Genomic DNA, 10,489 nt, shown 5'->3' on the forward strand with positions numbered 1-10,489 from the left:
CGTGTTTCCAGCTTAGCAGATCCGTTTTCCGTTTCCGCCACCCGCTGGAGCGGGCTGCCGGGCCGTTCTTCGCTTTCGCGTTTCCCTTTCCGGCGGTTCCGACTCTATCAGATCCTTTCGGGCCTGATTCCCAGTCAGCGGGGTTTGTCTTCACGGCTGTTGGGCCGTTCCGACGAGTGAGACTTTAGCGGATTCCGTGCCCTCGACGCTAATCGGGGCTCGCGTTCAAACCTTCGAACACGGATTCCTCATTTCGCAAAAACGCACGGAAAGCGTGACGGCACGACGAACGGACCATCAGCTGGTAGTGGATCTTGCGGAATGGCTGTCCGGGGCCGACCGGAGTCGGTGCTCACGTCGGACAACTCGGAGAACACTACGTATCGGGGAATCCCGTGTCAACCCCCGTCCTCTCCCGTAGCCTCTCCGTATGACCACGCATGCGCACACGACTCAGTGGTGGGCCGCCTGACAGGGCGGCCCTACTGACGCATGCACTCAACGGCCGCCGACTCGGCGGCCGTTCGCGTATCCCCCTCCCGGGTGTGCGGCCGACAGGTCGGCGCACAGGAGAGAGGGAGAACGAACGCGATGAAGCGGATCTTCAGCGGGATCAAGCCCACCGGGCACCTGACCCTGGGCAACTACCTCGGGGCCGTACGGCGGTGGGTCGAGGAGGACCAGCACCGGTCGGACTCGCTCTTCAGCGTCGTGGATCTGCACGCGCTGACCGTCGACCACGACCCGGCTCGCGTGCTGCGGCTGAGCCGGCAGGCGGCCACGCTGTTGCTGGCCGCCGGCCTCGACCCCAAGCTCTGCACGCTCTTCGTCCAGAGCCATGTGGACGAGCACACCCGGCTGTCGTACCTGCTGGAGTGCACGGCCACCGACGGCGAGCTGCGACGGATGATCCAGTACAAGGAGAAGGGCGCGCGGGCGCTGGCGGCCGGGCAGGGGGTCAGGCTGTCGCTGCTGACGTATCCGGTGCTGATGGCGGCGGACATCCTGGCCTACGAGACCGACGAGGTGCCGGTCGGGGATGACCAGACACAGCATGTGGAGCTGACCCGGGATCTGGCCGTCCGGTTCAACCAGCGGTACGGACATGTGTTCACGGTGCCGAGGGCGACACATACCGCGGTGGCGGCTCGGGTCATGGATCTGCAGGACCCGGGTTCGAAGATGGGGAAGTCGCACGAGAACGCGGCCGGGATCGTCTATCTGCTGGACGACGAGGCGACCGTACGCCGGAAGATCATGCGGGCGGTGACGGACAGCGGGCGGGATGTCGCCTACGACCGGGCGGGCCGGCCGGGGGTCGCGAATCTGCTCGATCTGCTGGCCGCTTCGACGGGCGGGAACCCGGAAGCCCTGGCCGGTGCATATGAGTCGTACGGATCCCTGAAGCGGGACACGGCGGACGCGGTGGTCGAGCTGCTGCGGCCGGTGCGGGAGCGGCACGCGGAGCTGGCGGCCGATCCGGGGTATGTGGAGCAGGTGCTACGGGACGGGGCCGAGCGGGCGCGGGGGATGGCGCGGCCGTTGGTGGACCGGGCCTATCGGGCGGTCGGGTTGATGCCTGCCGTGTGACGGAAGGCGTTGCGGTAGTCGCGTGGGTTGGTGGCGAGGTGCGAGGCGAAGTGCTGGCGCATCGTGACCTCGCTGCCGAATCCCGCCCGGCGGGCGACTTCGGGGAGGGGGTGGTCGGTGAGTTCGAGGAGTCTCTGGGCGGCGGCTACGCGCTGGGTGATGAGCCAGTGCAGGGGGGTGGTGCCGGTGGTGGCGTGGAAGTGGCGGGCGAACGTGCGTGGGGACATACCGGCGCGGGCGGCCAGGCCGGCGACGGTGTGCGGTTCGTCGAGGTGGGCGAGGGCGTAGGAGCGGACGGCGGCCAGGGCGTCGGCGTCGCGGTCGGCTCGGGGTGTGGGGCGTTCGATGAACTGGGCCTGGGTGCCGGTGCGGAAGGGGGCCGTGACCATCGAGCGGGCGATCGTCGCGGCGGCTTCGGCACCGTGGGCGATGCGGACGAGGTGGAGGCAGAGGTCGATGCCGGCGGCGGTGCCGGCCGAGGTCCAGATGCCGGAGTCCTCGACGAAGAGGGCGTCGGGTTCGACCTTGATCCGGGGGTGCCGGGCGGCGAGGGTCGGGGCGAGATGCCAGTGGGTGACCGCGCGTCGGCCGTCCAGCAGTCCCGCCTGGGCGAGGACGAAGGCGCCCGCGCAGAGGGAGGCGACGGGGGTTCCGGCGGCGTGGGCCTGGCGGAGGGCTTCGAGCAGGGGGGCCGGGGTCTCGGCGTCGGGGTTCTCGATGCCGGGGACGAGGACGAGGTCGGCCCGGGCGAGCCAGGAGAGGGGACGGTCGGGGGTGAGGGTGAGGCCGCCGCGGAGGGAGAGGGGGGTGGCCGGGTCGGCGGCGACGCGGCGGAGGTCGAAGGGAGGGACGCCGCGGAGGTGGCGCTCGCCGCCCCAGACCTCGGTGATGACCGAGACGTCGAAGGCGCGGATGCCGGGGAAGGCCATCAGGGCGATGCGTCGGGGCTCCACGGGGGCTGTCGGCATGAGTGGCAGTAAACCATCGATCGCTGACTTTCCCCCCTCTGGGTGAGGTGGCCCGGGGGCGGCAGCATCGGAGGCATGGAGATCGCGGAGAACGCAGCGCTGGTTGTCGTCGACGTACAGAAGGGGTTCGAGGAGCAGTACTGGGGACAGCGGAACAATCCCGCCGCCGAGAGGAACATCGCGGCGCTGATCGACCTGTGGCAGCGGACGGGGCGGCCGGTCGTGTTCGTACGGCATGACTCGCCGGCCGAGTCGCGGTCGCCCCTGCGGGTCGGACACGGAGGGAACGACTTCAAGGACTTCGTCGAGGAGCGGAGGGGGAAGGGGAACGGGCCGGAGCTGCTGGTGACGAAGAGCGTGAACTCGGCGTTCTACGGGGAGCCGTCGCTGGACGTGTGGCTGAAGGGGGAAGGCGTCGCGCAGATCGTGATCGTCGGTATCCAGACGAACATGTGCAACGAGACGACGGCGCGGATGGGCGGCAATCTCGGCTACGACGTGGTGTTCCCGCTGGACGCGATGCACACGTTCGACCTGGAGGGACCGTTCGGATGGGCGGCGACGGCCGAGGAGCTGACCCGGGCGACGGCGGTGTCGCTGCAGGGCGGGCGGTTCGCCCGGGTCGTGTCGACGGGGGACGTGCTGGAGGGTGCTGCGGCCGAGTAGGCGGGCCGCGGGCGGTCAGCCGTTGCCGGAGGCGAGCTCGCGGCTGCGGTCGCGGGCGGCTTCCAGGGCGGCGATGAGTGCGGCCCGTACGCCGTGGTTCTCCAGCTCGCGGATGGCGCTGATGGTGGTGCCGGCCGGGGAGGTGACGGCCTCGCGGAGCTTGACCGGGTGCTCGCCGCTGTCGCGGAGCATCACGGCGGCGCCGATGGCGGCCTGGACGATCAGGTCGTGGGCCTGGGCGCGGGGGAGGCCGAGGAGGATGCCGGCGTCGGTCATGGCCTCGACGAGGAAGTAGAAGTAGGCGGGGCCGGAGCCGGAGAGGGCGGTGGCGGCGTCCTGCTGGGACTCCGGGACGCGGAGGGTCTTGCCGACGCCGCCGAAGATCTCCTCGGCGTGGACGAGGTGGTCGGGGGTGGCGTGGCTGCCGCCGGAGATGACGGACATGCCTTCGTCGACGAGGACGGGGGTGTTGGGCATGACGCGGACGACGGGGGTGCCGGCGGTGAGCCGGTCCTCGATGAAGGAGGTGGGGATGCCGGCGGCGGCGCTGATGACGAGTCGGTCGGCGGCGACGTGGGGGGCCAGCTCGTCGAGGAGGCGGCCCATGTCCTGCGGCTTCACGGCAAGGATGAGGGTGTCGGCGCGCTTGGCGGCCTCGGCGTTGGTGACGGCCTCGACGCCGTAGCGGGCGCGCAGCTCTTCGGCGCGCTCGGTGCGGCGCGCGGTGACCACGAGGTTGGCGGGGCGCCAGCCGGCCCGGATCATGCCGCTGAGGAGCGCTTCACCGATCTTGCCGGTGCCGAGGACTGCGACGGTCTGGGTCATGGCTCTGTTCACCTCGCCGGAAGGGCATGTGCCGTGTCCATCCGTGGGGACGGTTCGTCCACACGCTAGGGACATCCTCCCATCGTGCGCGTGGGGGCGGTGGGTGCGTCCGAGGGGCGGTACGCCCCCGGCGCGTCAGGCGGTGCGGCGGCGGAGGGTGGCCGCGCCGAGGGCGAGGACGAGCACGGCGCAGCCGGCGACGACGAGGACGTCGCGGATGAAGTCGCCGGTGATGTCGGGGTGGCGGAGGACCTCGTTCATGCCGTCGACGGCGTACGGCATGGGCAGCGCGTCGGAGATTGCTTCGAGCACGGGCTGCATCTGGTCGCGTGCGATGAAGAGGCCGCAGAGGAGCAGCTGGGGGAAGATCACGGCCGGCATGAACTGGACGGCCTGGAACTCGGAGGCGGCGAAGGCCGAGACGAAGAGGCCGAGGGCGGTGCCGAGGAGCGCGTCGAGGAGCGCGACCAGAAGGAGGAGCCAGGGCGAGCCGATGACGTCGAGTCCGAGGAGGCCGACGGCGAGTCCGGTGGCGAGGGCGGACTGGACGATGGCGAGGAGTCCGAAGGCGAGGGCGTAGCCGGCGATGAGGTCGCCCTTGCCGAGCGGCATGGCGAGCAGGCGTTCCAGGGTGCCGGAGGTGCGTTCGCGCAGGGTGGCGATCGAGGTCACGAGGAACATCGTGATCAGCGGGAAGATGCCGAGCAGCGAGGCGCCGATGTTGTCGAAGGTCTCCGGGCTGCCGTCGAAGACGTACCGGAGCAGGAACAGCATCAGGCACGGGACGAGGATCATCAGGGCGATCGAGCGCGGGTCGTGGCGCAGTTGGCGTAGAACGCGGGCGGCGGTGGCGAGGGTGCGGGCGCTGCTCATCCCTGGGGCTCCTGGAGTACGGCCGCGCGGGCGTCGGCGGCGTCGACGAGGTGGAGGAAGGCCTCTTCGACGGTGGCGGTGTCGTTGCGGCGCCGCAGGGCTTCGGGGGTGTCCTCGGCGAGGATCTCGCCCTCGCGCATGAGGAGCAGCCGGTGGCAGCGTTCGGCCTCGTCCATGACGTGGGAGGAGACGAGGATCGCGGCTGCGCGCTCTTCGGCGATGCGGTGGAAGAGGTTCCAGAGGTCACGGCGGAGGACGGGGTCGAGTCCGACGGTGGGTTCGTCGAGGACGAGGACCTCCGGGGTGCCGAGGAGGGCGACGGCGAGGGAGACGCGGCTGCGCTGGCCGCCGGAGAGGCGGCCGGCGAGCGAGTCGGCGTGACTGCCGAGGTCGACGTCGTCGACGGCGCGGGCGACGGCGGAGCGGCGGTCTTCGCGGTGGGCACGGCCGGGGAGGAGGACGGCGGCGAAGTAGTCGAGGTTCTGGCGGACGGTGAGGTCGTCGTAGATGGACGGCGCCTGGGTGACGTAGCCGATGCGGGAGCGCAGGGAGGCGTCGCCCGCCGGCCGGCCGAGGACGTCGAGGGTGCCGGTGACGTTGGCCTGGGTGCCGACGATCGCGCGCATCAGGGTGGACTTGCCGCAGCCGGAGGGGCCGAGGAGGCCGGTGATCCGGCCCGGGGGCACGACGAAGTCGAGGTCGCGCAGGACGGTGCGGTCGCCTCGTACGACAGTGAGGCCGCGCGCCGTGATCGCCGGGGCGGTGCCCCCTTCCGAATAATTCACCATGCGTTGAATAATGCTCGTGGGGGGTCGGAGCGTCAAGCGGCGTGCCCCGACCCCGTGCCCCCGTTTCGGCGGCGGTCCGGAAGGGGTCAGCCGACGCCGGGGATGAAGCGGACCAGCGACGGTCGGCGGGCCGCCAGGCGGAGGAAGCGGACCGTCGAGCGGACGACCTGCTCCTTCGTGGCGGCGGCGGCCCGGCCGGTGAGGAGACGATCGCGCGGGGAGTCGTCCGGGCGGACGAACTGGACCAGGCCGTCGTGGCGACCGAGGCTGACGCACTGGATGAGATAGCCGAAGCCGAGAGGAGCGGGCTGCTCGCCCCGCAGCTCGCGGATGATCGACACCGCGGCGTGGGCGCCCGTCGGAAGAGCGGTCGCACAGGCCATCCGGAGCGCTCCGGCGGTGGGAGTGGTCGCGGCACCCGCGTCTCCGGGGACGTAGATGTCGGGGTGCGAGACCGAGCGCAGGGAGGCGTCGACGGCGATTCGGCCGGAGGGGGCGAGGGCGAGCCCGGCGGAGGCGGCGAGTTCGGCGTTGGGCGTCAGGGCGGCGGCCCAGACGACGACGGCGGCGTCGACGTCGTCGGGGCGGGCGACCCGGTGGCCCTCCTCGATCCGCACGCCACGAGCCCGCAGGACCGAGCGGACATGGACGGCGCCCCGGGGCGCGAGGCCCTGGCCGAGGCGGTCGGCGGTCAGCAGGCGGACCGGCGTGCCGGCGGGACCGTAGGTCTCGGCGAGTTCGGCGGCCATCTCGATGCCGGTGAGCCCGCCGCCGACGACGGCGACGGAGCCGGGGCGGTCCTTCAGGTGCTTGTGGAGTTCGGGGGCGGTCTCGGCGGTGTAGGTGGCGGGGGCGCCGGCGGAGGAACCACCGTCGACGTCGCCGGTGCCGCCGCCCGGGAGGGCGGTGCGGCTGCCGAGGGCGTAGACGAGCCGGTCGTACGGCACGCTGCGGCCGTCGTCGGTCGTGACCAGCCGGGCATCCGGGTCGAGGGCGGTGGCCCGGGCGGCGACGTGCTCGATCCCCGTGCCGCACAGGAAGCCGGCGAGCGGGTGGGCGACGTCGGGGCGGCCGGCGGCGCGTTCGTGGAGCCGTACGCGTTCGGTGAACCGGTCGGCCGGGTCGACCAGGGTGACGTGAGCGTGCGGGGCCAGGCGGAGTGCGGCCATGAGACCGGCGTAACCGGCTCCGAGGACCAGGACGCGGGTGGCGGTGGCGTGCGGGCCGGCGTGCTTCGGTGTCGTCTTCATGCAAGGGGGACGGCCGGCCCCCGCCGAATGTGACATGGGCGGCGATCGCCGCCCGCGCCGTCACCTGCGCTTGGGCTTCTTGCGGGCCGCCGGGTTGCCCGTCCGGGCGCCGCGCCGTTTCTCGTACCGGCTGCGGGCCGTCTCGTACTCGGTGCGGTGCAGCTTCTCACCCGGAGCCTCGACGAGGCTCCGGAAGAAGTAGGCCAGCAGCGAGCCGATGAAGCCGATCATCTTCAGGCTGCGCAGCGCGTCCTCACGGGCCGGGTCGGCCGGGCGGCGGACGAAGCCCTCCCAGGTCTTGCGGAACGCGATGGCGCTGCAGATCGCGAACATGAGCACCACCAGCAGGTTCAGGAAGCCGCCGACCTCGGCGATCTCCAGACCCTGGTAGGCGAACCGCAGCACGAAGCAGCCCGCGGCCGCGGCGGCGAGCGCCCCGAGGGCGACACCGGCGCGGCGCAGGCCGTACTGCCCGTCGTGCTCCACCCAGGTCGTCCCGAAGAAACGGATCTCCTCGGGGCGCGGTCCGGCGGGGGTGGAGCCCGGCTCGGTGCTGCGGGGCTCGGCGGTCTGGTCTTCGTCGCTCACGAGGTCGATTATCCCCGGGCGGCGAGGGAAGGGTCAGCCGCAGCGCGGCGCGATGTACCCGTCACTGCCCGTCTTCACATACGCGTCGGAGACGAACTCCCCGGACCCGATGTTGTCCCAGATGTTCGTCGTGCCGTACGGGCCGGTGATCGTCTGGCCGGGCGTCTGGCAGCGGATCGCCACCCAGGAGCCCGCGGGCAGGATCCGTACCACCGCGTACTGCGTCCCCGGGCCGGAGCGGACGTTGAGGCGCGTCCCCGGCGCGATCGGGTACCGCGTCCCGCTCAGCACGGACACCGCGTCCAGCTCGGCGGTCACCGCTTCCTTCGTCTCGTCCACGCCCATGGCGTCCTCCCCCGTGGAGCAAAGCACTCCGATGCGATTCACTCTCTGCGACGCGCAGGCTAGCAAGCCCCACCGACATCCCGGGTGCCATCGACTAGGCTCCGTGCGTCGCGCACGCGCGCGAAACTCGACGGGGACCACACGGGGGTGGGCGATGCCGCCGTTGCGCAGGACCGGTGCCGACCGGGACGCGGAAGAGCCCGAGTACGCGGGCGAGTACCGCCTCCAGGCCTGCCTCGGCTCGGGCGGCATGGGCGTGGTCCATCTGGCCAGCTCCGCCTCCGGGCTGCGGCTCGCGGTCAAGGTGGTGCACGGACAGTACGCGGAGGACCCGGAGTTCCGGGCCCGTTTCCGCCAGGAGGTGGCCGCCGCGCGCCGGGTCAGCGGAGCCTTCACCGCACCCGTCGTGGACGCGGACCCCGACGCCGAACGCCCGTGGATGGCCACGCTCTACGTCCCCGGCCCCACCCTCGCCGACCAGGTGAAGCGGAACGGGCCGCTCTCCCCCGCCGAACTGCGCCGGCTGACGGCCGGGCTCGCCGAGGCCCTGCGCGACATCCACCGGGCCGGTGTCGTCCACCGCGATCTCAAGCCGAGCAACGTCCTGCTCACCGACACCGGGCCGAAGGTCATCGACTTCGGCATCTCCCGGCCGGTCGACAGCGATCTGCACACGGAGACCGGGAAGTTGATCGGATCGCCGCCGTTCATGGCGCCCGAGCAGTTCCAGCGGCCCCGCGAGGTCGGCCCGGCGGCGGACGTCTTCGCGCTCGGTTCCGTACTGGTGCACGCGGCCACCGGGCACGGGCCGTTCGACTCCGACAGTCCGTACATCGTCGCCTACCAGGTCGTCCACGACGAGCCCGATCTGACGGGCGTCCCGGAGGCGCTTGCTCCGCTCGTCGCGCGCTGTCTGGCCAAGGAGCCGGCGGAGCGCCCGACTCCGGCCGAGATCATGGCGGCGCTGCTGCCGCCCTCGTACGAGGCCGCGGCGTTCATACCCGCGCAGCGGCGGCCGCTCACGCTGCCCGACGACCTCGCGGTCACGCCCGGCTCGGGCAGGGGATCCGGGGCCGGCGGGGCGTCCGCGGCGTGGGACGCGGACACACCCGTACGCGTCCTCGCGCCGCGAGCCCGTCGGCGACGGCGGTCGTCGGTCGTGGCGGCGGCCACGCTCGCCGTCCTCGCGGCGGGCGGCGCGTTCGTGGCGCTGCGCGCCGGTGGCGACGAGCCCGCGCCCCGGCCCGACCCGGCCGTGGCGGCCGCCGCCTTCGACGGCTGGCAGACCGTCCTGCGCAAGGACGGCGAGCCCTCCGCTCCGACCTGTGCCCATGGCGCGGACGCCCTCTACTGCACGGGCGGGGGCACGGCCGCCGCCCGGCTCGACCCGCGGACCGGGCGGATCCTGTGGTCGCACCCCACCGACGACAGCGGCCCGTCCACGCCGCCCGTCGCGGCCCCGCCGTCCGTGCTGCCGGGAGGCCTCGTCGCCGTCCCCTCTCCGAACGGTCCCCTGCGCACCTACGCGGCCACCGACGGCGCACCCGGCTGGCACACCGGCCCGGCCGTCGCCGAGCGGGTCGGACCCGCCGGGACGGCCGTCGTCCTGTCCACCGGGACGGGCGGTATCCGGGCCGTCGACAGCTCCACCGGACAGCAGCTCTGGCGCCATGGCATCCCCGGCTTCACGGCACCCCAGCTGGGTCCGTACGAGGCGAGCAGCGACCTCGTGACCGTCTCCGAGTCCTCTGCCGACGGGACCCGCACCCGCGTGGCAGCGCTGCGCCCCGCGACCGGCGAAGTGGTCTGGCAGCGGCGCCTGGAGGGCCACCTCTCGCCGATCGGGCAGGCCGAGGACGGCTCGCTGGTCCTGGCCTCGCACCATCGCGGCATGGAGGTCGACGCACTGGTCCGCTACGACCCCGCCGACCACTCCGTCCGCCGTACGGCGCTGCAGGTCCGGCTCTACGACGCGCGGTTCGCCGTGCGCGGCGACACCGTGTACGTGCTCGACCAGGCCGGCCACGTCACGGCCGTCGACACCGCCGCCAGCCCGTCCGGGCGCGTTCGGTGGGAGCTGGACACCGCGGCGGGATACGTCTCGGCGCCCGTCCTCGGGCCCGGCGAGCGGCTCTACCTCTCGGTGGCCGACGGGCGGTTGCTCGCCGTCGACACCCGGCGCGGGGCGCTCCTCGGACAGACCGCGCCGCGGCTGCGGGACGGTCGGCTGGGGTACACGACGACCGTGCCCGCGCCGGTCGTCGCCGGGGAGAAGGTCTTCGGTACCGCGCCCGACGGATCCGTGTTCGCCGTGGACGGGCGGGACCCGGCCGCCTGGTGACGGCGGGGCGGCTGCGGACGGGGGGCGGCCGTGGACGGATGGGACCACCCGGTCGCCGAGTGACGGCGGGGCGGCCGTGGTGGCTCCAGGGCCAGCGGCTGGTGTGCGTGTAGGTGCCCGGATGCGGTACTTCCCGGGCCGTGGAGACGGCGAACGCGGGGGGGGGGGGGGGCCCCCCCCCCCCCCCCCCCCCCCCCCCCTTTTTTCCCTCTGCTTGCCCCCTTCCGCCCAATTCCACCCACCCCCTCCCCCCCC

11 protein-coding genes are annotated in these 10,489 nt (G+C 72.7%); 4 read left to right on the forward strand and 7 right to left on the reverse strand.

Translation table 11 applies throughout. The features are described from left to right. On the forward strand, positions 1-180 hold a 180-nt coding region (locus ACFUJR_RS32390; protein WP_383451007.1), incomplete at its 5' end, for a hypothetical protein. Positions 181-591: 411 nt separating this feature from the next. Continuing rightward, positions 592-1,590, forward strand: coding sequence for a tryptophan--tRNA ligase (gene trpS / locus ACFUJR_RS32395; RefSeq protein WP_383179063.1), 999 nt, complete (start codon positions 592-594; stop codon positions 1,588-1,590). On the opposite strand, the gene ACFUJR_RS32400 is transcribed toward trpS, so the two are convergent. Further along, positions 1,557-2,558 (reverse strand): GlxA family transcriptional regulator, encoded by a 1,002-nt coding sequence (locus tag ACFUJR_RS32400; RefSeq protein ID WP_383179060.1) that lies wholly within the window; start codon positions 2,556-2,558, stop codon positions 1,557-1,559. The two genes, trpS and ACFUJR_RS32400, sit on opposite strands and share 34 nt — an antisense overlap. A 75-nt stretch (positions 2,559-2,633) precedes the next feature. Between ACFUJR_RS32400 and ACFUJR_RS32405 the strand changes: the two genes are divergently transcribed. Then, on the forward strand, positions 2,634-3,224 hold the full coding sequence (locus tag ACFUJR_RS32405; RefSeq protein ID WP_383179057.1) for a cysteine hydrolase family protein: 591 nt from the start codon (positions 2,634-2,636) through the stop codon (positions 3,222-3,224). Positions 3,225-3,239: 15 nt separating this feature from the next. Here the strand turns inward: ACFUJR_RS32405 and proC are convergent, their stop codons facing one another. The 6 genes from proC to ACFUJR_RS32435 form a co-directional block, all read right to left on the reverse strand. After that, on the reverse strand, positions 3,240-4,049 hold the full coding sequence (gene proC / locus ACFUJR_RS32410) for a pyrroline-5-carboxylate reductase (protein ID WP_383179054.1): 810 nt from the start codon (positions 4,047-4,049) through the stop codon (positions 3,240-3,242). A 135-nt stretch (positions 4,050-4,184) separates the two neighbouring features. Further along, positions 4,185-4,922, reverse strand: coding sequence for an ABC transporter permease (locus ACFUJR_RS32415; protein ID WP_383179051.1), 738 nt, complete (start codon positions 4,920-4,922; stop codon positions 4,185-4,187). Continuing rightward, a complete protein-coding gene (locus tag ACFUJR_RS32420) occupies positions 4,919-5,710 on the reverse strand; it encodes an ABC transporter ATP-binding protein (RefSeq protein WP_383179048.1) in 792 nt (263 codons plus the stop codon). Before ACFUJR_RS32420 ends, ACFUJR_RS32415 begins: the two co-directional genes overlap by 4 nt. 86 nt (positions 5,711-5,796) lie before the next feature. Further along, on the reverse strand, positions 5,797-6,960 hold the full coding sequence (locus ACFUJR_RS32425; protein ID WP_383179046.1) for an NAD(P)/FAD-dependent oxidoreductase: 1,164 nt from the start codon (positions 6,958-6,960) through the stop codon (positions 5,797-5,799). A 60-nt stretch (positions 6,961-7,020) separates the two neighbouring features. Beyond that, the gene (locus ACFUJR_RS32430) at positions 7,021-7,548 is read right to left on the reverse strand and encodes a hypothetical protein (protein WP_383179043.1); all 528 of its coding nucleotides are present in this window, start codon (positions 7,546-7,548) and stop codon (positions 7,021-7,023) included. 33 nt (positions 7,549-7,581) lie between these two features. Beyond that, positions 7,582-7,893, reverse strand: a complete 312-nt coding sequence (locus ACFUJR_RS32435; protein WP_383179041.1) for a hypothetical protein — start codon at positions 7,891-7,893, stop codon at positions 7,582-7,584. A gap of 154 nt (positions 7,894-8,047) precedes the next feature. On the opposite strand from ACFUJR_RS32435, the gene ACFUJR_RS32440 reads away from it, so the two are divergent. Continuing rightward, positions 8,048-10,234, forward strand: a complete 2,187-nt coding sequence (locus ACFUJR_RS32440; protein ID WP_383179038.1) for a PQQ-binding-like beta-propeller repeat protein — start codon at positions 8,048-8,050, stop codon at positions 10,232-10,234. Positions 10,235-10,489 lie beyond the last annotated feature (255 nt).

The sequence above is a fragment of the Streptomyces sp. NPDC057271 genome (assembly GCF_042668715.1).
Taxonomy (GTDB): Bacteria; Actinomycetota; Actinomycetes; order Streptomycetales; family Streptomycetaceae; genus Streptomyces.

Bases quoted from the DNA above. Each gene is read 5' to 3' on its own strand.
- ACFUJR_RS32415 (WP_383179051.1), bottom strand. From the start codon at position 4,922: ATGAGCAGCGCCCGCACCCTCGCCACCGCCGCCCGCGTTCTACGCCAA.
- ACFUJR_RS32400 (WP_383179060.1), bottom strand. From the start codon at position 2,558: ATGCCGACAGCCCCCGTGGAGCCCCGACGCATCGCCCTGATGGCCTTC.
- ACFUJR_RS32435 (WP_383179041.1), bottom strand. From the start codon at position 7,893: ATGGGCGTGGACGAGACGAAGGAAGCGGTGACCGCCGAGCTGGACGCG.
- proC (WP_383179054.1), bottom strand. From the start codon at position 4,049: ATGACCCAGACCGTCGCAGTCCTCGGCACCGGCAAGATCGGTGAAGCG.
- ACFUJR_RS32425 (WP_383179046.1), bottom strand. From the start codon at position 6,960: ATGAAGACGACACCGAAGCACGCCGGCCCGCACGCCACCGCCACCCGC.
- trpS (WP_383179063.1), top strand. From the start codon at position 592: ATGAAGCGGATCTTCAGCGGGATCAAGCCCACCGGGCACCTGACCCTG.
- ACFUJR_RS32440 (WP_383179038.1), top strand. From the start codon at position 8,048: ATGCCGCCGTTGCGCAGGACCGGTGCCGACCGGGACGCGGAAGAGCCC.
- ACFUJR_RS32420 (WP_383179048.1), bottom strand. From the start codon at position 5,710: ATGGTGAATTATTCGGAAGGGGGCACCGCCCCGGCGATCACGGCGCGC.
- ACFUJR_RS32405 (WP_383179057.1), top strand. From the start codon at position 2,634: ATGGAGATCGCGGAGAACGCAGCGCTGGTTGTCGTCGACGTACAGAAG.